Origin of the sequence: Vallitalea guaymasensis (assembly GCF_018141425.1) — a bacterium.
GTDB classification, from domain to species: Bacteria; Bacillota; Clostridia; order Lachnospirales; family Vallitaleaceae; genus Vallitalea; species Vallitalea guaymasensis.
The window spans coordinates 755,221-777,957 of the sequence record NZ_CP058561.1; the positions used below are offsets into that span (position 1 = coordinate 755,221).

A 22,737-nucleotide genomic window follows, 5' to 3' on the forward strand; every position below is an offset into this window, starting at 1 on the left:
CAATTATATATTATCAATAATATCAAACTGTATATTTCCAGATAAGACTTGTGTCTTATTGATACCATCTTTCCAAGTTATTAATATTTTATTTCCCAAATCATCACTGAAACAGTATTCTCCTACATCACCTGCTAGGTAGAAGCATAGGTTGTTATATTCTTCCATGCCATTACCAACATAGCTTCCTAATTCTTTGTCCTCACCTAGATTCAAGGCAATACCTCCACCGTTTCGAAGGAAAACAGGGATACGTTCTTTTCCAGAATCAATCTGATATCTTTTGTTTCCTGTGAATGTCTCGCCAGTCCATAGATTGGTCCACATACCATCTGGTAGATATACCTCTCTATCTGTCTTACCTTCAAATATTATAGGAGCAACTAAAATATCTCCAAACATGAAACTATCTTCAATATTATATACCAACTCATCCTCTGGATACTCTAATACTAGATGTTTCATCATTGGAATTCCTGTTTCACTGGATTTCTTTGCTTGGTCATAAATATAAGGTAATAGATTCGTTCTTAGATTATGGTGATATCTTAATCTATCAATCAAATCTTCATCCTGATAGCATAGAGCCATATTCCATGGGCTTCTATCGTTAGTGCCTTTTATACCAGGTAATATTTCTGAAAACTGACCGCCTATGGGCTCTGAATGCCATTGCATTACAGGCGTGAATACAGCCAACTGTGTTGATCTTTCGTATAATTCAACTGTTGGAAGCTCTCCAGCAAATCCAGCAATATCAAATCCCCAGTACGGAACTCCACTCATTCCTAATGAAATTCCTGCTAATATAATATGACGCAACTCATCCCAAGTGGATTGCTGATCTCCAGCCCATTGCATTGGAAAATTTTGTTGTCCTTTATATCCAGCTCTGCTGTAAAGTACTCTGTCTTTTCCTATGAAGTCATGATAAGCTTGTACATAACTGGAGGCATAAGCATTCTTTAGTTCAATACCTGTCATTCCATTATGAGCTTTTATATCATCATCATAAACGAATTCTCCACCATCTGTTTTGAACCCATCTACTCCTATATCTAATAGATGCTGTCTTTTTTCAAACCACCATTTTATAGTTTCTTCATTAGTAAAATCAGGTATCATGGACCCACTGAACCAACGTCTTTTTGGAATAGTATAAGGACTTCCATCTGCATTTTTTATACATAAGCCCTTTTGTTTCACATGTTCCCAATCTTCCTCATTGACTTTATGGAATCTTCCTTCTTCCATTTTCTTTATGACTGGGCATTGCCACAATAATAATTTAATACCTTTATCATGAAGCTTATCAATCATTTCTTTTGGATTTTTCCATTCGCCGTTTTCATTCCATCTATAGAAGGTAGCTTCGTCACTCCATGCTTCAAGAACCATTACATTAGCAGGGAACTTATGCTTTTCCAGTAATTCTAATTGCTCTTCTACCAATTCTTCTGTATTCCATCTGTTAGCTGATATCCATGGACCAAAACTCCATTTCGGTGTAATGAAAGGTTTCCCTGTCAATGATACATACTCGCTGATAATTTCTTTTGGCTCGCCAAGAAAGAAATATATTTCTGGGAATTTATCTGAACTGTCTTTTGATATTGTAATCTTTATTGTATCACCGAAATCGAATTCATTTATAACCCAAGAATCTACATAAACTCCTAATCCCGTATTAGTGAAGAAAAAAGGAATTGGGCAATAACTTATTTCTCCCTGATTACAAAATTTCTCATATACATGTGATTGTACTGTTAGACCTTTTTGATTAATACAATTGAATCTTTCACCCAAACCATAAGCAGCTTGGTAATTTATATCAATAGTAATCGTGCATTTATCATTTTCTTTTTTCAAGCAAACATAATCTAAATCATCAATATTAAGAGCACTATTTAAGTTATACTTATATGTTTTCATTTTATACTCCTTGTATTCTTTTATATAAATTAATTATTTCTGTCCCGTTGTATCCACTTAAATTAATAAAGGGGCTGCTACAATTTATACCGTTAAGAAGATTCTACTTCATTAGGATATTAACGTAAAATGTATATAGGACAGCCCCTTATTACTATATTAATTAATATTAAGTTATATTAAATAATAATACTATTCACCTTTTGAGTAACGCTCCATTGCATCTGTACGGATTTCAATCAAACGTTCCAATCCCATTTCATTTAATTTTTTAACATATGTATCCCAACCTTCATCTACATTACCGTTAATTACCCAATCAGCTCTAGTAACATCGATGAATTTGTTGATATCTGTTTCTAATGTAGCTAATTCTTCGATTTCTTCTGCACTTAACATTACTTTTGGATATGTTCTAGTAATGTATTCTTCTCCTAATTTACTAAGTTCTAGTTTTAATCCGTCTCCACTTTCTGGTGATAATTTAATTTTTTCTTGGAAATCAGCACTTACATATTTTGGTCCAAAATCTCTTAAACTTTGATCCCAGTACCAACCATCAGCACTTGTTCCTTCTGGTGGATTATTTAAAGTATAAGTACCATCTTCATTTTTAGAGATAACTGTTCCAATTGCTCCCCAGAAGTTCTGGATACTTGCTTCACCTGTGTAGAATTCATCTAACCAACGTGCAGCTATTTCAGGGTATTTACAATTCTTTGTGATTAAAGCTTCATTACGTTCAATTGCAGAAATACCGTTTTTATCTCCACCTGCATATCTCTTTCCATCTGGTCCAGCAATAGGTGCTAAAGCGATGTATTCATCTTTCCATTGTCCATAAACTGCATCTGGAATCCAGTTGTATGAGAAACCTACTCTTGATACATTAGGGTCTTGATTCTTACCAAGTGCCATAGTATCATCTTGTGTGAAAGTTTCTGGATCGATGATTCCTTCAGTATATAATTTATTTAACCATTTTATACCTTCTTTGTATTGTTCACTTGTTGGATAGAATGTCAAACTGTCATCTTCATCTACAAGCATCATAGCTCCATTTATATCAGTGATTCCAAAAGGATTAAGTAAATCCATTGAAAGACCTTTACTTCCAGTTATAGGAACCTCATCATTAGGATCTCCATTTCCATTAGCATCTTGCTCTTTGAATGCTTTTAATACTGTATATAATTCTTCAATAGTAGTTGGTTCTTCTAATCCTAATCTATCTAACCAAGCTTTGTTGATGATTGGTTGGTTACATACAACTGGACGACAAGGTAGGTTTTTACCCATTGAATACATTTTTCCATCTAAATATGTAACTGTCTTTTTCAAGTCAGGCATGTCTGTTAATGCTTTTTTGTAGTTAGGCATATATTTATCCACTAAATCATTTACTGGCAAAAACATTTCTAGATTGTTGATTACATCAGTATCTTCAAATGTTTTATTACCGATGATGATGTCTGGTAGATCTCCTCCAGCTAACAAGATACCTTTTTGTTCTCCCCAATCACTTAGAGATTGAACTTGCCACTCAATCTTAACGTTTGTCTTAGTTTCCAAATCTTTTATGAATTGATTGTCAGTGAAACTATCTCCCATATTACCCCATCTAGTAGTTAATACTGTTAATGTAACAGGTTCATTTACAATAGGTAGTCCTTCTTTATTGAAGTTACTGTTTTCTGTATTTCCCGCTGTCTCTTTTGCACCATTATTATTGTCCTTTTCATTGTTTGATCCACATCCTGTAACACATGTAAGCATTAACATTGCTACAACCAAAAGACTTATTGTCTTTTTTAAAAATGATCTTGTTGTTTTATTTTTCATAATCTTTTCCTCCTCAATTATAATAATTAAAAGTAATCTATATAAATTTTAATAGATTCATGGTTATTTTTATCCTTTTACTGCACCTATCATTACACCTTTGTTAAAATACTTTTGCACAAATGGATATACACACATAATTGGAAGAGTGGATACTACAATTACGGAATATCTCATCAAATTGGCCCTTCTTAGTGCAATCTGTGCTGCTTCACCACTACCAAGTGCAGTCTGCATATTGTTAGTTATCAAAATATTTCTTAATATCAACTGAAGTGGATGTAGGCTGCTGCTCTTCAAATATATCAAAGCATTGAAGTAGGAATTCCATTGTCCAACAGCTATCCAAAGTCCTAATACAGATATTATCGCTTTTGATAAAGGTACTACAATCTGAACGAAATATCTTACATTACCACATCCATCAATTCGAGCCTGATCCCATAAACTGCTAGGGATGGAATTTTGGAAAAATGTTCTGGCTACGATTATATTAAAAGCTGATACTGAAAAAGGAAGTACCATTACTAAGAAATTATCATACAATCCAAATCTTTTTACTGTTAAGAATGTTGGTATCAAACCACCATTGAAAAACATGGTGAATACAAATAACAGCATAAAAAATTTACGACCCACAAAATCTTTTCTTGATAATGTATAGGCAGCAGTTATATTAACAAAAATACCAATTGCAGTTCCTGCTGCTGTATATAGAATTGTATTTTTATATCCTATCCATATTTCTTTGTGTTTCAAGAGTTCTGTATAACCTTCTAATGTAAAACCTTTTGGCCATAACCAAACATTACCGCTGGCTACTGCTGCAGGTTCACTAAAAGATGCAGTAACAACAAAATAAATAGGATAAAGAATAATAATTAATAAAATAACTGATATAGAATATAATATAATGTCAAACTTGGTAATTTTCTTTCTTTTCTTTAGATTACTCATCATTATGCCTCCCCTCTACCATAAGCTGTTTTCTGATACTTTTCTGCTGAACTTGTTGACGGATATTAAAAGTATAAAGTTAATCACCGTACTAAATAAGTTAACTGCCGAGGAATAACTATATTGAGCACTTATCATACCCACTTTGTAAACATATGTAGAAATAACTTCGCTATTTAATAAATTAAGGTCATTTTGCATAAGGTATACTTTTTCAAAACCAAGAGCCATAAGTCCACCACATCTAAGTATCAATAATGTCATAGCTGTAGGTATCAACATTGGAATATCTACATACAATATTTTTTGGAACTGACTGGCACCATCAATACCAGCGGCTTCATATAGATTAGGGTCAACGGATGATAGTGCTGCTATGTAAATAATTGAATCCCATCCAACATGCTGCCATACATCCGACCATACATACAAATGTTTAAAAGCTGAAGGACTACCCAATAAGTTTGGTGCTTCGGCTCCGAACAATCCGAATATCTGTCCAATCAATCCAGCTCCTGGTGAAAAAATTAAATTAAGTATTCCAACTATTACCACGGTACTAATAAAGTGTGGCATATATGAAATAGTTTGAAATGTCTTTTTATATCTGTTAGTTCTCATTTGATTAATTGCTAATGCAAAGATTATTGGAATAGGAAAGCTGACCAATAAGCTGTAACCTGTTATAACCAAAGTGTTTTTTATTGTATTAACAAACTGATAAGAATTAAAATACTTAATAAAATATTTGTACCAAGGATCAGCCCATGGACTACCCATAATACCAAGAGAACCTTTGTAGTCCTTAAATGAAATTAGTACCCCGTACATTGGTATGTAACTAAAGCAAATTAACAATATTAAAGACGGTAATAATATTAAATAGAGACCCCGATTTCGAAATATTCTTTTCCATAAGTGATTTGACTTAAATAATTTTTGATACATTTTCCATCATGCCTTCCTTTTTTAATGTACATATCTCAATTATTGCAATAATAAATATACCATTTTATTTTTACTTTTAACATTTTTGTATATTTTTAATGTAAAACATGATATATTCATTGGTGTTATTGTTAGTTTAACGTTAATCTATTTATGTATGTATGGTAACATTTTTATACTTTCATGTCAAGAATTAATTGCAATAAAAAAATGTATTGAATAGATAATTCTAAACAATACATTTTATATAAGCTTTATATTATAATATTAATTGGTTATAACAAACTACTTAAACTATAGATTTTCTATACTCTAATGGAGATTTACCCATGATTGATTTAAAAGCATAAGCAAATTTGCTTGGACTATCATAACCTACACATCCTGCAATATAAGCAATATTATCTTTACTTTGACGTAGGAGCACTGCAGCCCTATTCATACGGTAAGTACGTAGATATGCATAGATTGATGTCCCATACACTCCTTTGAAACAAGTTTTCATTGATGTTAGTGAGATATCAAATCTAGCAGATAACTGATCTAGTGTATAGTGAGTTTCCAAATCAGATGTAATCAATTTTTCCATAGCCTTAACCTTTTCCACTTGGGTCTTATAGAAATATGGACGTTCCAACTCTTCATCCTGTAATTCTAGAGCACTGAGATATAATAAAAGCTCCAATACTTTTATTTTGAAATAATACTTTTTTATCTTACTTGGAACAGCATATAATTCTGAAAAAATATGTGCAATGGATTTTTCACCACGTATGACATATGACTTTTTGTTGTCACAGTATTTCTTCTGAAGTTCAATCAGATCAACTGGAAAACCGTATAATACAGAATTAAGTGATTTAGTCGCCTCTTCTAAACACAGTAAAATTGAAATGCCATGATAATGAGTCAAAGGAAAGGAATAATTACCAGTATGATGATTACAATTATCAATCTTAAGGTCACCTTCCCTAAGATACAAGTATGCACCATCTCCTACATCCCATTCCATTCTTCCTTCATTACAATGGTTGATACTGAACATATTGCAATGAGGCTTGAATTCTGAAATACAACTTTTCATATGATAATCGTTGTACATCAAATAAACACCTGGAAAAACCTTATAAGTAGTCATTAGTCCTTCACCAGTTTCATCTTTCATCTGAAAAACCGTACAATCATTATCCTTACAGATAACAGATACATTTTGCCCGAGAAAAACTTTATCTTCCATCATTGTTCTCACCTCCTTAGATTATATAAAATCACTCCTTATTTGTTAAATCAATTGTCCTGTCGCATGTAACTTCCAAAAATTCCATATCATGGGTTATAATTAATATTATATGACCCTCTTTTAGTTTTTTGATTGTTCTACTAACAGCAATCATATGATAATAATCAAGACCACTAGTTGGTTCGTCGAATATAAGAATCTTCTTGTTTGTTAAAACTCCTGTTGCAATAGCAAGTCTTTGTTTTTGTCCACCTGATAAAGCCATAGGATGACTGTCTTTGTACTCCAGCAAATCAAAATCCAGTAATACTTTATCAATATCTTGATTTTCATCTCTATAACCTGAAATCTCACATTCATTCCATACACTGTCTCCAAAAAGCTGATGATTCACATCCTGCATTATCATATAACATGCTTTATTCCGTTGTTTAATGTTCAATACTTTTCCATCAAGAATTATCTTTCCCCTTTTTTCTTTGATAAGTCCAGCGATACACCGCACTAAAGTCGTTTTCCCAGTTCCATTATAACCTGTTATACCAATAATTTCACCTTCATACGCATTGAATGAAATCCCTCTTAAGATAGTTTCATTCTTATATGCACATGTTAAGTCTTTTACTATTAGTTCATTTTTATTGGAATATCCTTGACAATTATTTATATCAATCTTATCTTGATACAACGTCCGAAGTCCCATTTTAACTCTATCCTCTCTACTAATGGATAGAAATTCTTCACGACTGTATATATCAACTATCTCCCCATTATCTATGTAGATTGCCTTATCAATCAAATCGGTCAGGTAGTACAGCCTATGATCCGCTATCAATATAGTCTTGCCAAGCTTTTTAAGTTGTGCTATCTGCTCTTTTAATATTTCTATTGCCCTTGCATCTAGATTAGCAGTGGGTTCATCTAAAACGTATATATCCGAATCCATAGCATATACCGAAGCAAAAGCAAGGTTCTGTTTTTCCCCACCTGACATTTTAAAAATATTTCTGTGCCTAAGTCTTTCGATCTTCAGATCCTTAACAGTCTTTTTGATCCTTTGTTCTATAAGTTCAGGTCTAGCCCCTTCGTTTTCCAGTCCAAAGGCTAGCTCGCTATCGGAGTCCACATTAAAGAATTGTGATTTTGGATTTTGAAAAACCGAACCAATTTTTTTAGATAATTGATACAACTCAGTATTGGGCACGTCCATACCAGCTACTTCAACACTTCCAGAGAGATGACAATCTGGTGTGAAATGAGGAATAAGCCCATTAATCATTTTTGTTATAGTTGTCTTCCCACACCCACTTTTTCCACATAGTAATACACATTCTCCACTTCTTATATGCAAATTAATATTTTTTAGTGTATCCCTTTCCTCTGTATATCCAAAAGATACATCATTGATTCTAATCATTCTATTTCCTCCTACTTAAAAACTACTGCCCCAATAACAGAAATAATTATCAAGGCAAGGCATATATAATCTTGTATATAGAAATGTATATTGACCACACTTGTCTTTCTTACTGGATTTTCTATTCCTCTAGTGACAGCAGCAGCACTCAATTCTTCTGCTGTATTAGTAGCAGAAATCATAAGAGGAACTAGATAACACTCTAATTTAGCCACGCCTTTAACTTTTCGTAGCTTCATTGCATCCCTTATATGACCTGTTTCTTCTTTTATTGAAGGGAAATATCGCATAGTCACCGAAAGAGGAATTATAATCTGTTCTGGTAAATGCCATTTTCTTAGAGCCAAAACAAAATATCTAACTTCTGTTGTCTTCACAATTAGAGTTCCTACTATTAAGCACGGGAAAATCTTTCTAACATAAAATACTAAAAAAGAAAATGTATCTCTTATGAATTTTGGTCCATAAGGTAATATATAATATTGTAGCATTAAAGTAATTCCAAATAAAATAATCCACTTCACACTAGCCTTGTAGCACTTAGCATATACTAACATAATTATTAGTAAAGCTATCAGACCAACCTCAACGTATATTGACCGCTGAGTAAATGCAGCTATATTAGCTAATATTAAGAATATGATTTCTGCTCTAGGATCAAAAACTAATGTCTTTTCTTTATTTTCGAACATTATTTATACTATTCCCGCTTTCTGAAAATGCTTATTAAAGAGAACTTTTGTTATTATTCCACCTATGACAGCTCCAATGATCGGTGCTACTATGAGCACAATAAGCATTCCTGTAGAAGATACTGCTTCTAGATTAGCGACGTAATCAGCAGACATCCCCTGCTCTTTTATCTGCGCAAAGAAACTATCCCTGAACAACCAGATTGGTAATGGTGAACCAATCATACCTAGAGAAAAAAATACAAACGCTAACATATTACCAAGGTAACTTCTATAATTGGTAACAAAACGAATTATTTCAGCTATTAAACAAGATACTACAAAAGTTATAAGGATTACCAAAGTAAATTGCCCTGTTAAAAAGTATAAAAGTCCCGTTATGATTCCCATAACAAATACTGCACCTGTTTTTTGAACCTTAGAAACCATTATCATAAAAGGTACACCTGTCAAAAGAGCTATAATCCCCGGCATTAAAATCCAAATAACCGGTGACAATCCAGATGAAATCATAATAATAAAATTAATTATAAAATAAATAGCAGAGAAAATTCCAATAGTTATGAGATCTTTCCCTTTCAATGCTTTACTTCCACTTGTTCTTATTGTTGCCATATCTTTATTATTCCTCCCTAATTTTGATATCCTATATAGTCACATGCATATAACTATATTCTTCCTAAATGTCTAACAGCCCAAATACCAACCTATTATAACAACGCATCATTATAATTTCTGCTCCATTTCGACTTAACTATTCCATTTAGGCATTTTTATTTTATTATCGCCATATAAACTTATAAACATAATTTACTTAATAAAATGCAAATCATGTTTATACTGTAACTATAAATCCATGTATTCAGGTGTCAAACATTAGGCTAATGATAATAATTATCATTATTAATAATATTATCAAGTTTTCATCCCTCTGTCAATATCATATAACTAAGAAATTGTATCATTCTGGTTTTCACATCTTATATAAAAGTAACTTAGCCATTAATACCTAAGTTCAGAAGAAAAAGGGTTTTGTGATTATATTGAAGGGGACTACAAGCAAAATAGTATATATATATGTGAAGTAGTGAGACAGGACGTCGAATCCAGCTTTTAATCTGACAGCCCTACTGGACTGTCAGGAATAATAATGGACTCGATGTCCATTATTATTCGTTGAGCTCAGGACGAGCAAGTAGCTGGCGTAACATATATATATACTATTTTGCAGAAACCAAGTCAGAACAAATCGTTTTTTCTGACTTAGTAACAATATTTTAATTTAGTCAGCTATATTGACATTCAATTTTTCTTCTGCCTCCCACATATCATAATATTTCCCTTTTCTCTTAAGAAGTTCATCATGAGTCCCCTTCTCTTTTATCTTACTATCTCCCACAACAAGTATCTGATCAGCGTTTTTAATAATGGAAAGTGTATGCGCAATCATAATAACTGTCTTCTTATTTTTCAATAAATTAGCGATAGCATTCTTTACAGCCAGCTCATTCTCAATATCTAATGATGCCGTAGCTTCATCCAATAGAAGAATAGGACTGTTTTTAAGGATAGCCCGTGCAATGGATAACCTTTGTCTTTCTCCACCAGAGAATTGATTACCATTTTCCCCAACTGGTGTATCATATCCCAATTCCAGCTTTTCAATAAATTCTTCACAGTTAGCAAGTCTACAAGCTTCTTCTATCTCTTCATCTGTAGCAGAAGAACGAGCATATCTTATATTATTCCTTATAGTATCATTAAACAAAAATACATCTTGATCAACCATTGAAATCTGACTAAGCACCTTAGCTGCATCAATATCCTTAATTGAAATTCCTCCTATTTTTATTTCACCTGAATCAGGTTGATAATATTTGGAAATAAGATTAAGAATAGTTGATTTCCCCGAACCTGAGTCACCTACAATAGCCGTTAATTTTTGATTTTCAACTAACAAATTTACTCCTGCTAACACAGGTTTATCTTTATCATAAGAAAAAGTTACATTATCAAATTCAATATTATGAAATCTAGGACTAAAAGCTATATCTCTTTCTACCTCTTCTTTTTCCTGGATAACATTATTAATATGCCATTTAGATATCATTAAATTTTTATAAGAAGTCAAATCTACAAAAATAACCCCTGCAAGTTTAGACGAGAATATAGGTAATATGCTTAACATAAATAATGTAGGTGCATCAAAAGCATTAGTATTAAGACCATGCCAAGCAATCAATATCATAATAGGTAAAGTACACCATGATAAAACACTGAATACCATACCAATAGGTATAACATTTTTTTCATATACATAACTGATATTACTATATGAATACATAGAATCAGACACAGTCTTATTTTTTGTACCACCAATACCATAAGCACGGAAGGTTTGGATTCCTGTTATATATTCAACTATATTACTCACATTATCTGCCATTATCCTGTTTTTCTCATTACCGTATCTCTTAACCGAACGAAACGAAAACCACAAAGTAGGTATTAATAGCAAATATCCTATTAACATTGCCAAACCAGCTGGAACATAGATAGTAAATATGAAAATAATCAACATTGTTGAAAGAGAGATATTTTTAGCAATATCACCAGCTTTATGTGTAAGAATTTTTTCATAGTTGTTTACATCATTTGTTGCAACATTGATATATTCACCTGTTTGTCCTTTAGTGAACCTGAATAATGGAATTTTCTTTATTTTATCTCCCAAAAACAAACGAATTTGTTTACTTATATCAGCCCCTCCAATCTGTCCTTGTGTATAACCAATACTGTATATTATGATACGAACTAGGAAAACAAGTGCAAGTGCACCAGTTGAAGTAAGTAATAAACTTGAAGTCATATTATTATTCCATAACGCCTTTATACAATCTAGAAGTACTATAAAATTACAACCTGATAACATACCCTCAATAACATTTAACACCATAGATAAATAATAATGTCTATTCTTTTTCATGATATTACTTTGTTTCATCATTATTACCTCCTCCCAAGCTATAAGAAGTTTTTCTGGCTTCTTCATAATCACGCCAAGCATTTCTGTAATATTCGTTTTTCTGCCTTACTTGTTCATGAGTACCTACACATGATATTGTATTATTTTCTACTACTGCTACTCTATCGCACTGTAGAACTACACTTAAACGATGGGCAACTATAATAACCGTTTTCCCTTTACAAAGATTCTGAATCCCTTTGTCTATCTCTAGTTGATTTTCTGGGTCTGCCGCTGAAGTAGCTTCATCCAGTATTAGTATTGGGGCATTCTTAAGAATAGCTCTAGCAATAGCAATACGCTGTTTTTCTCCTCCTGAAAAACGAGAACCATAACTTCCAACAAGAGTATCATATCCATTAGGCAATGTCATAATGAAATCATCAATTTGTGCTTGTCGTGCAGCTTCTCTAACCTGTTCTAATGAAGCATTACTTCCCATTCTTATGTTCTCTAAAACGCTACCTCTGGTCAGAAATGTTTTTTGGAAAACTATTGATACATTTTCTAATAATTGTTCATAATCTATGTCTTTTACATTCTTATCACCAATCATTACTTTTCCACGATTAACATCATAAAACCTAGCCATCAATTGGACTACTGTACTCTTACCAGCACCAGAACGTCCTACTAAAGCTATTTTTTCTCCATCTCTTATATTGATATTACAATCCTTTAATATATTAGTGTCACCATCATAACTGAATTCTACATCTTTCAGTTTAATTGAATGGCTATCAGGAAATTTACTACCACCTACATAAGCAGGAATATTAAGAATTTCTTCTGCTTTTCTTATTCCATTCAATACTTGTGCAAAGTTAGTTCCCAGCTCTTGTAATGGTCGTAATTCCGTTAAATATAGCGAGCCTACAAAAGCAAATAATATAAAAGCACTAGCCGTCAATGTCCCTTTCATGAACCAATAACCACCTATAGGTACAATAAGTAACAACCCACATTCTACAATCACTATATACATGGCATAAGGTGGTCCCATCTTACGAGATATCTTTTTCCAAACCGAACATTCGTCTTCCACTGCATTAGAATATTTTGTAAATGACCTGCTTCCCATATTATAAGCCTTAATCAGCTTCATCCCACTGATGTACTCAATCACGGTTGAATTAAGGTCAGCAATTGATTTTGATGCATTATCCATCATTTCATCTGTTCCTCTGAACATCATTCCCATAACTATAAAAGCAAACACTAGAGGAATCAAAGATACAAGAGCCAATTTCCAATTGACTGTACATAGATATATGAATATGGCTATAGGACCACTTATGTAAAATATGAGTTCAGGTAAATGATGAGCTAAAAACAATTCCAGTTTTTCTATTTCCTCATTTAGAACTGTTTTTATTTCACCAGTGTTACGCTCGCTTAGATTCCCAAGAGGTGCTTTAGCCATATGGTCTATGACCATACAACGCACTTTAAATAGAGTATTATAGGCTCCTTTATGAGACAATATACCTGATGTACCAAACAATAGAAATCTAAAAATAATCCCAAGAAAAAGTACTAAGCAATAGTGAATAATAACATTTTCTGTACATGTACGGGCATAAATATTTTCTAGAATCTTATATACAGCATAATATGGAACAGCTGTACTCAACCCACTGATTAATGATAATATAACTGCTAAATATAGATAATATCTATCCTTACCAGCCCATTTCAATAATTGTAAAACTAAATCTTTTTTACTTTTCTTCATGTATAACACTCCTTTCATGACTAATAATAAATAATTTATTAATTCTTATCTACTCCAATTGATTGTAAATAGCCCACTTGAAAATAAACCACAGCATACGCTTCTGCGAATCCTATGGTTTACTTATTACACCACTTTTTCTATATTTTGATGGTGTCATATTAAATTCATTTTTGAATGCTTTTGCGAATTTTCCTCCATTAGAATATCCACAAGCAAGTGAAATGTCCATTATTGACATATTTGAATCAATAAGAAGCTCTTTTGCTCTCTGCATCTTGCGTATTCTACTATAAGAAAAAACAGGATAATCGTATATGCTCTTAAAACCTTTTTCCAGGTCAGTTGCATTCATTCCAACCATCTCAGAAAGTGTCCCAACAGTAATCCATTCATCAAGTCTAGTAACTATAATACGTCTAGCTTCTTTTATTTTATCAACTGATGTCTTTGAAAAATAAATCACCCGGTTATCTTTATAATCCGAATCGGATAATAAGTATAATAAAAGTTCTGTTATCTTGATTTTCATAAGATAAGTCTTAAACTTATCAGGTAGAACCCATAATTCTTTGAAAATATGTTCAACACTTTCATTGGCATTACTTATAATGCACGAATCAGTTTCAAATACTTTTTGAAAAAAAGTCTCTTCTCTAAATTCATTGGTACCTAACATATTATTAAGACTTTTAATAATATCAGGCAAATAAAGCATTACAGTTATTCCTACATACGGTTTTGTAGTAAAATCACAGTACAGAGCATCTGTTTGACAGTTAAATAAAGATATATCTCCATCTGACATATAAGCATATCTTTGATTTTTGAACTTAATTTCAACATGTCCTTTTAGACAATAGTTTATCTCTATGGAATCCACATCAATCTTCATTGTTTTATTCAATGGCTTGAAAAGTTCCATATCATTATAAATAACTTCAACTCCTGGCATAACATTATAACTACGCATAGTACCTTTACCCGCATAGGAAGCTACCTTATATAATACCGAGTTTTTCTGAGGAATCTGTTTATCAATAATGGATCTGTAGTATGATTGATTTTCCTCTACTCTTCTCATCTTTAACTCCTTCTTTTATATAACCTTCATGAATCACTTATACTATAAAAAACTCTTGAAGTTTTTCTATGTTTTTTTCATTAAGAGTAAAATCATCTTTTAACATACCATCGTCAAAATGTATAATACGATTGCAAGCTAAAGATATGAATTCATAATCATGGGTTACAATGAATATTATCTTGCCCTTGCAAGCCAATTTTTTGATTAAAGCTACAACTTGCAACATGCTGTCGTAGTCAAGACCACTTGTTGGCTCATCAAATACCAGAATGTCTTTTTTACATATCATACTTACTGCCACAGCCGTCCTTTGTTTTTGACCTCCTGACAATGTATTGGGATGCCTATCTTTGTATTGATAAATTTTCAGATCTTTCATTACCTGTTGTATAAGTTCCGTATCAGGATTTTTAATGCCAAAATGACATTCATTCTCTACATTTTCACTGAAAAGCTGGTAATTTACATCTTGCATAACCATATAGGATAGCTTTAATCGCTGTTTATTACTCACTTTCTTACCTTTCCAGCAAAAGTTGCCTTTACACCCTTTGTGTAAACCGCATACACTTCTTAGAAAAGTAGATTTTCCTGCTCCATTATGTCCAATGATTCCTATAATTTCTCCATGTTTTGCACTGATAGCAATATCTTTCATAACCACTTTTTTCTTGTATGCTACTGCCATCTCATTAATATCCAGAACATCCTCATTAACTTTTTTGGTTTTACTGATTGGTACAATGGTTGATAAATCAGTAGTTCTAAACCCTAATTTTCTTCTTTCATTGAAAGGAATATTTATGAATTCATCTTTTTCATATATTTTTTTGATTTCACCTTCTTCAACATGAATAACCCTGTCAATAATATCTCTAAGGTAATACAATCTATGTTCTGCTATGATGATTGTTTTACCTTGTTCTTTTAACATTTTAAGAATATCACGTAACTGGGATATGGCATCTACATCCAGATTGGAAGACGGTTCATCAAGAACATATATATCTGGGGACATGGCATATATTGAAGCAAATGCGATTTTTTGTTTTTCTCCTCCAGATAACTCAAAAATACTTCTTCCCATTAATTCTGTCAATTTTAAATCTTTTTCCGTTTTCCTTACACATCTCTTCAGTTTTTCATGTGGATATGAAAGGTTTTCTATACCAAAGGCTATTTCACTATCTGTATCAACATTAAAAAATTGTGTACGGGGATTTTGAAACACTGATCCTACTTTTTCTGCAATCTCATACATATTCATTTCCAGAATATCTCTATTATCTATCTTTATACTACCCTTTAATTCTCCAGAATAAAAATGAGGAATTAACCCATTGATCAACCTTGTTATTGTAGTTTTACCACAACCGCTTTTTCCACATAGAAGAATACACTCACCGTTTTTTATAGTGATATTAACATTTTTAATTCCATTCTCTTCTTTACCTTGATAAGTAAAAGAAGTATTCTTTATTTCAATCAAACCATTGCCTCCTTATGTCATAATCGCTATTGTCAACAACCCTGAAAAACAAATAGTACAAATAACATCTGTATATGAGAAACGAATTGTCTGTACACATGTACGGATTTTAGGATTCTCAATTCCTCTTGTTACCGCTGCAGCTGAAAGTTCATCTGCAACTTTGGATGCAGACATCATAAGTGGAACATAGGCACATTCTATAGTTTGAAGAGGTCTAGTTATCAATCCTCTAAATGATGGTGTGACATTTCTCATTTTCATAGCATCTTTTATAAAACTCCAATCCTCTCCTACCATAGGAAAATATCTCAGCATAACCGTTAAGGGAATAACTACAGTTTTGGGCATATGTATACGATTCATTGCTGCCATGAATTCGTTGACTCTGGTTGTTGAGATGATTATTCCTCCAAGCATACCACATGGAAATATCTTTCTTATGAACATACAAAAACTAACTATAATCACCTTAAAGGTTCCGCCAATATATACGGAACCTAACATTTGTATTATCAATATCATAAAATAAATTGCTGACATTTTAAAAGTTAATCGGTAAGCACCACTAACTAATCCAAGCAAAATAATAAAACATGCAAGGATTACTTCCAATTTTATGGAGCCTGCAAAAAAAATTGATAAATTACCAACTAATAGTATAAATAATTTTGTTCTTGGATCTATATGTACAAGTCCTTGTTTTTTTGTACTTGTTCCAAATATCATGTTCATGCTACTATTCCTGCTTTTTCAAATTGTTTCTTTAATAATCTCTTTCCTAATAACGCACTAATGAATGCTAATAGTAATGTTCCAATAATCATTGCTGGCAACATCCAATCTTTAGCTGTTTCAACCATGGTATTCATATAACTTTGTTCTGTCCCTTTTCCAACTAGATAATCTATGTACTTGTTTTGATTAATCCATAACATCATATAAGACCCTATTGGATTGAGAGAAAAAATCATAAACCCGATAATATTAAGTTTCATATTGTTGAATTTCCCTGCTCCTGAAATCAGTTCTGCTACAATTGCAAGCACTATATATGCAACAGACCATAACCAATACATTCCTGTAACAAACATCAGTAGTCCCATTAAAATACCAAGTATAAGTATTGGACCATGTTTAGGAACTTTAGCTATTAGTAGAAGGTATACAGGACCTGTAAGAAGTGCTACAGCAGGTGGTAATAGAAATGTCAACACTGGATTAGGTGCAAAGAATATTCCCCCAATCATTGTCATTACAAAAAACAGTGCTGAAAAAATTCCTGTTACCACTAAATCTTTAATACTAAGTTTTTGTTTTGAAACAGTTGATAAATTAGACATATATTAATCCTCCTATTTTAGTAATCTCTTTATTTCATATCACCTTATTGACAAAGCAATTATGATTAATTAAAATAGCAATAGACTGATTTATTGCTATATTGCTGTCAATAAGTATACAATGCTCTAGAGAAAATGACAATGATTCTCAAATACATTCGCCTAATCCTAGTAAAAAATCGTCTAATCATGGCATTAGGGGGAGGAATTAAAAATCAAAAGTATAATTAAAGATATACATGAACCTTATTTATTAGAAAAGGGATTCACACTAGATAATACTAATAAACAATTTAATACAATGGGTCAATGCTATAAGATCGATCCTAAGATTGGAAAAGGTCATTACTGGATATACGCTCATAGCAATCTGTTTGCTATTGCTATTCATGACTTTTACTTCTATGAAGATTATTTATTAGAATGTAGATTACCAGAATATCTAAGTATCACTTATTATGATTCTCTCTCAGGAGAAGAATTGAATCCATATAAACGATTGAATGCAGGCTGCGTAAAAGGATATTGGAGCAACGGTGAAATCTATAAAGCATTATTTCATAAGAATATTCCAATTCGCTCAATTGGTATTGAGATTACACCAGAGTATTATGAGGATTATCTAAAATCCAAATATTCAGGAGAGTACATAAGTCCTCGTTCAGCTGTACTAAGTATAGATGAAGATACCAGCTTTCCTGAAATGGTTTTGTTATTACATCAAATCAGAATTTACAAAAGTACAGGTATGGCAGCAAGATTATTCTTTGAAAGCAAAGTAACTGAGGCTATATCTCTTCTTATTGAGAGATCAAAACAGATGAAACCCAAAACTCCTAAAAGGATTACTAAACAAGACCTTGAAAATCTTGAAACTGTTACTTCCTATATAAATGACCATTACGCCTATGACCTTCACTTGGAAAAGCTATCACAAATAGCCTGTATGGGAACTACTAAACTAAAATCTAATTTTAAAGAGATTTACAAATGTACTATTACGGAATATATACAACATAGACGTATGAGTCAAGCAGAACATTTGTTGGGAAATACAGACCTTAATATAGGTCAGATAGCTGGTATTGTAGGATATCAAAGTGCCAGCCGATTTTCAGAATTATTCAGAAAAAGTACAGGATTACTTCCTAGTAAATATCGAGAATTATCATTAGGAGAAAAGATGAGATTACCAAATAAGGCAGCCTCAATCTGAAATGTATCAGACTGAGGCTTGTTATTTAGTAATACCTTATTGATAACTCTTCAAAATTTCTTCTAATCTCTTTTTGATTAAATCATTAATATAACTTGGCTCAATAATTTTTATATATGGACCAAATGAAATTATATAATTGTATAACCACTCATCTTCCAATGCTTCAAAAGTAATTTCAAAGTTACCATCTTCTCTTGGTATAATATCCTTAGAATCAAATTCATTATAAGCTCTATATTTAATCTCAGGTGCCAAAAGAATCTTTAAAGTAATCAATGGAGCTGTGTACTGATACGATAAATTAACATCTTCTAAATTATATTTATCTCTATCAAACCCGTTATTGGTTATTTCAAGGTTTTTCATTCTATAGATCTTGAACATCCTATAATCTTTTCTCATTAGACAATACCCTAACAAGTACCAATCTTTCTGCTTAAAAATTAGTTTTAGAGGGTTAACGACTCTTGTCGTTTTATCACCATACAGATTATAATATTTGAAGCTGATACTCCTGCAAAGAGTTAAAGCATCTTTTAGATCTTCAAATTTCTTCTTTTCCGACTCTGAGCTTCCCCAATAAGAGAAATCTACTTCTATCCAGTTTTCATTATTTTTATTAAACAATGATTTCAGTTTTAAAATGGCATCATCAACATTTTCATATTCAGTAGCTTTCAATAATTCCAAACCTATAAGTACCTTATTCTGTTCTTCATTTGATAAAACTGATTTATTTATAATAAAATTATCAAGGAGACTTATACCTCCACCCTTGCCCTTATTAGTATATATGGGTATTCCAGCTATAGACAGAGTTTCTACATCTCTGTATATTGTTCTTGTGGATACCTCTAATATATTAGATAATTCTTTTGCTGTTACTTGTTTTTTATCTAATAGTAGATATACTATCTGAAATAATCTGTCAATCTGCAATAATATCACCACCTATTAATATTATAACAGATAAATATGACATCTATTTGTCTTATTTAAAGATTTATGTAGTATTTTTCATTTATACAAGCTTACTTATTGACATACCAAAAATCACAACAAGAAGCTCCCTCTGCTAGTGTTGATTTTCTTATTAACTTTGATTTGCCAAAACTAGCAGTTACATAATCTGTTTCACACAAATAGGGAGCGAGCTCAGTACAATTTTCTAATTTACATAATTCACAAAGTCCACAGCGAGAAAACTCAAAATATGTTCCAGTATCATGCTTACTATTATCTTCCCTCATAATCCAATTTGCGGGATACTTATCAGCATTTTCTTGCGTCCATTTGGATACGCTGCTAACCCAATTCTTGAACTTCTGAGTTGTTTGATCTTGTCCTTTACATACAAATTTTACAATTTTTGATTGCTTTAATCCATCTAATATGATATTACCCATTATTTCAGGTGAGATAGCTTTATCAGCTGCCTTATAACATGCTATAAAGATTCCTCCTGCATATATATTCATAATTAGCTTATTTTCTTTCCCTCCTATGTCAGGAGCTCTTGAAATCATGGCATTGTACTCTGTTTTAGTTTTTTTCAACAAATCCTTCGTAAATTCTTTAGAATATCTTTTGGATATCTGTTTTTTCAAAATCCCCTTAAATACTAACCAATAAACCTTAGTTTGTGACATTGATTTACCTCCATATCTTACTTAATTTTATCTTGCATTATCTCATTATATTTTTCAAATAGCTATTTACTTAAATGATAATGAGTTTTAATATCAATTAAATTATAAATCTAAATAAATATTCTGTCAATAATATCAGCTTTAATATTTGTAATTATATTACCATCTTGACAAGTAAAATAATCAATGCTATGATTAACTAAATGAACGTTCAGCTAGTTACCTGTAGATGACTAGTACTTACTTATATATTACATAAAGGAGTGTTTACTATTAAAGCATTATACTTTCCAGAAATAAATAAAGTTGAATTAAAAAATGTTGAAAAACCTGTATTAAGAAACTCTACTGATGTTATTGTAAAAGTTACTACAACAACAATATGTGGTAGTGATATTCATATCATCAAAGGTGCAATTCCTACAGAACCTGGATTTGTACTAGGTCACGAATATGTAGGGATAATTGAATCAGTGGGAAAAGATGTAAAGAATTTCAAAGCTGGTGACAGAGTTATCGGTCCTCCTGCTCCTTACTGTGGTAAATGCGAACCATGTAAAAACGGATACGTATCTCATTGTGCCAATGGTGGTATTCATGGTGCAGGAATAACTAGAGGCGATATACCTGGCGTTCATGCCGAATATACATGTGTTCCTCATGCTGATTCATGCTTGTTGAAAGTACCTGATAATCTTACTGATGAACAGGTTATCTTTGTATCTGATATCGCTTCTACTGGCTATACAGGTATTGAACATTCTGGTTTAAAAGAAGGTGAAACCATTGTTATATTTGGTTGTGGTCCTGTTGGTATGGCAACAATCCTAACAGCTAAACTTCATAATCCAGATAAAATAATAGTAGTTGAAAAATCCGAAACAAGATTGAAAAAAGCATTAAAAATTGGAGCTACTCACGCCATCAGTACAGATGAGGATGTATTAAAAAATATAGCTGAATACACTAACAACAAAGGGGCTGACGTTGTTATTGATGCAGCAGGATTAGATATTACAATCAATCAAGGTATTGATTGTCTTGGTATTGGTGGCAGAATGTTCCTTGTAGGTATTCCAAAGAAACCTATCAATATTCAATCAAATAATTTTTATAAGAATATTACTTTCAGTATGGGATTGGGTGATCTAAAGAATATAAGCGGGCTTCTTAATCAAGTCAATGAGGGTAATCTTGATTTGACACCTTTAATAAGTCATACAATGCCTTTAGATGATATTGAAAGTGCTATTGATCTAGTTCAAAACAAACCGGACGAAGTAGTTAAGGTTATTATAAAACCTCAACTATAAAAAGCATTGTTTAATGCTACAGCGATATGTTATAATTACATAGTAATATTTCCAAAAAAAGACTTGATATGTTTATTATAGTCTTTTTTTGTAATTGCTAATATAACAAATCATTCGATGAAGGAGTCATATTATGGATAATATAAAAAAAAGAGATGCTGAGTTGTCCAGAAAAAAAATACTAGATGCCGCTGAAACACTTTTTGCTCAAAAAGGTTATCATCTAACAACTTTGACAGAGATTGCAGAATTAAGCGGTTTATCACGGACTACCCCCTCTTACTTCTTTGGTAATAAAGAGATGCTGTATAAAAAAGTTATCGAACATCTTATAGAAGATGAAAAAAATTATGTTGATAAATTAGTAATTGAAGATAAAGTAACCGTTGAGGCATTAAAAACTATTCTGGCACGTCACATTGATTATACTTTCAAACATCCTAATCTAACCAAAATCTTAGTTACTGAATCGTTAAATAAAAACAGACAGGAATGGATACTTAGCTTCTTCCCTGACATGATTTCCTGGAGCCATAAATACTTGTCAGATGCAAAAGAAATGGGAATCATAAGGCAAGATATAGATATAAATACCCTATGGTTGAATGCAATGGCAATGGCATGGTTACCTATCATAACTCAAGATACTTTTCTAAAGTTGATGGATAAAGATTTTACTGAACAAGAATTTATTGACAATCACAAAAAACAAGTTGAAACACTTATTTTTGAATCCATACTAGCATAATAAAATAAGTAGAATAAATAATTACATGCTTCTGCTATAATCAACAGGGTTATTAATCCTGACAGCAGAAAAGCACTATAATATTTCATTTCATAATATAC

General features: G+C 32.0%; 19 protein-coding genes. 3 read left to right on the forward strand and 16 right to left on the reverse strand.

The features are described from left to right. Window positions 1-3: 3 nt before the first annotated feature. The 14 genes from HYG85_RS03380 to HYG85_RS03445 all read right to left on the reverse strand — a co-directional run bounded on the left by HYG85_RS03380 (window position 4) and on the right by HYG85_RS03445 (window position 17,707). A complete protein-coding gene (locus HYG85_RS03380) occupies window positions 4-1,932 on the reverse strand; it encodes a glycoside hydrolase family 31 protein (RefSeq protein WP_212692287.1) in 1,929 nt (642 codons plus the stop codon). Window positions 1,933-2,124: 192 nt separating this feature from the next. Continuing rightward, window positions 2,125-3,774 (reverse strand): extracellular solute-binding protein, encoded by a 1,650-nt coding sequence (locus HYG85_RS03385; protein WP_113671689.1) that lies wholly within the window; start codon window positions 3,772-3,774, stop codon window positions 2,125-2,127. A gap of 69 nt (window positions 3,775-3,843) precedes the next feature. After that, window positions 3,844-4,731 carry a carbohydrate ABC transporter permease gene (locus tag HYG85_RS03390; RefSeq protein ID WP_244971268.1) on the reverse strand — a complete coding sequence of 296 codons (888 nt, stop codon included), beginning with the start codon at window positions 4,729-4,731 and terminating at the stop codon, window positions 3,844-3,846. A 15-nt stretch (window positions 4,732-4,746) separates the two neighbouring features. Continuing rightward, window positions 4,747-5,511 carry an ABC transporter permease gene (locus HYG85_RS03395; protein ID WP_244971269.1) on the reverse strand — a complete coding sequence of 255 codons (765 nt, stop codon included), beginning with the start codon at window positions 5,509-5,511 and terminating at the stop codon, window positions 4,747-4,749. A gap of 457 nt (window positions 5,512-5,968) precedes the next feature. Beyond that, window positions 5,969-6,919, reverse strand: a complete 951-nt coding sequence (locus tag HYG85_RS03400; protein ID WP_212692289.1) for a helix-turn-helix domain-containing protein — start codon at window positions 6,917-6,919, stop codon at window positions 5,969-5,971. A gap of 28 nt (window positions 6,920-6,947) precedes the next feature. Next, complete coding sequence (locus tag HYG85_RS03405; protein ID WP_212692290.1) at window positions 6,948-8,336, reverse strand: ABC transporter ATP-binding protein; 1,389 nt, start codon at window positions 8,334-8,336, stop codon at window positions 6,948-6,950. Window positions 8,337-8,347: 11 nt separating this feature from the next. Then, window positions 8,348-9,028: an energy-coupling factor transporter transmembrane component T gene (locus tag HYG85_RS03410; protein WP_212692291.1), complete on the reverse strand. Its 681-nt coding sequence runs from the start codon at window positions 9,026-9,028 to the stop codon at window positions 8,348-8,350. 3 nt (window positions 9,029-9,031) lie between these two features. Continuing rightward, window positions 9,032-9,643, reverse strand: coding sequence for an MptD family putative ECF transporter S component (locus HYG85_RS03415; protein ID WP_212692292.1), 612 nt, complete (start codon window positions 9,641-9,643; stop codon window positions 9,032-9,034). Between the two features lie 667 nt (window positions 9,644-10,310). After that, complete coding sequence (locus HYG85_RS03420; RefSeq protein WP_212693689.1) at window positions 10,311-12,032, reverse strand: ABC transporter ATP-binding protein; 1,722 nt, start codon at window positions 12,030-12,032, stop codon at window positions 10,311-10,313. Then, window positions 12,019-13,788: an ABC transporter ATP-binding protein gene (locus HYG85_RS03425; protein WP_212692293.1), complete on the reverse strand. Its 1,770-nt coding sequence runs from the start codon at window positions 13,786-13,788 to the stop codon at window positions 12,019-12,021. Before HYG85_RS03425 ends, HYG85_RS03420 begins: the two co-directional genes overlap by 14 nt. 112 nt (window positions 13,789-13,900) lie before the next feature. Next, window positions 13,901-14,872, reverse strand: coding sequence for a helix-turn-helix domain-containing protein (locus HYG85_RS03430; RefSeq protein ID WP_212692294.1), 972 nt, complete (start codon window positions 14,870-14,872; stop codon window positions 13,901-13,903). 37 nt (window positions 14,873-14,909) lie between these two features. Beyond that, window positions 14,910-16,364, reverse strand: coding sequence for an ABC transporter ATP-binding protein (locus HYG85_RS03435; RefSeq protein ID WP_212692295.1), 1,455 nt, complete (start codon window positions 16,362-16,364; stop codon window positions 14,910-14,912). 12 nt (window positions 16,365-16,376) lie between these two features. After that, the gene (locus tag HYG85_RS03440; RefSeq protein WP_242986385.1) at window positions 16,377-17,099 is read right to left on the reverse strand and encodes an energy-coupling factor transporter transmembrane component T; all 723 of its coding nucleotides are present in this window, start codon (window positions 17,097-17,099) and stop codon (window positions 16,377-16,379) included. After that, window positions 17,096-17,707 carry an MptD family putative ECF transporter S component gene (locus HYG85_RS03445; protein ID WP_212692296.1) on the reverse strand — a complete coding sequence of 204 codons (612 nt, stop codon included), beginning with the start codon at window positions 17,705-17,707 and terminating at the stop codon, window positions 17,096-17,098. The genes HYG85_RS03440 and HYG85_RS03445 overlap by 4 nt, the downstream gene beginning before the upstream one ends. A gap of 301 nt (window positions 17,708-18,008) precedes the next feature. On the opposite strand from HYG85_RS03445, the gene HYG85_RS03450 reads away from it, so the two are divergent. Then, window positions 18,009-18,923 (forward strand): AraC family transcriptional regulator, encoded by a 915-nt coding sequence (locus HYG85_RS03450; protein WP_212692297.1) that lies wholly within the window; start codon window positions 18,009-18,011, stop codon window positions 18,921-18,923. A 36-nt stretch (window positions 18,924-18,959) separates the two neighbouring features. Here the strand turns inward: HYG85_RS03450 and HYG85_RS03455 are convergent, their stop codons facing one another. After that, on the reverse strand, window positions 18,960-19,865 hold the full coding sequence (locus tag HYG85_RS03455; protein ID WP_212692298.1) for a helix-turn-helix transcriptional regulator: 906 nt from the start codon (window positions 19,863-19,865) through the stop codon (window positions 18,960-18,962). Window positions 19,866-19,957: 92 nt separating this feature from the next. After that, window positions 19,958-20,575, reverse strand: a complete 618-nt coding sequence (locus HYG85_RS03460) for an L-2-amino-thiazoline-4-carboxylic acid hydrolase (protein ID WP_212692299.1) — start codon at window positions 20,573-20,575, stop codon at window positions 19,958-19,960. A gap of 263 nt (window positions 20,576-20,838) precedes the next feature. Between HYG85_RS03460 and HYG85_RS03465 the strand changes: the two genes are divergently transcribed. Continuing rightward, window positions 20,839-21,888, forward strand: a complete 1,050-nt coding sequence (locus HYG85_RS03465) for a zinc-dependent alcohol dehydrogenase (protein WP_212692300.1) — start codon at window positions 20,839-20,841, stop codon at window positions 21,886-21,888. Window positions 21,889-22,021: 133 nt separating this feature from the next. Continuing rightward, window positions 22,022-22,636, forward strand: a complete 615-nt coding sequence (locus HYG85_RS03470; protein WP_212692301.1) for a TetR/AcrR family transcriptional regulator — start codon at window positions 22,022-22,024, stop codon at window positions 22,634-22,636. Window positions 22,637-22,737 lie beyond the last annotated feature (101 nt).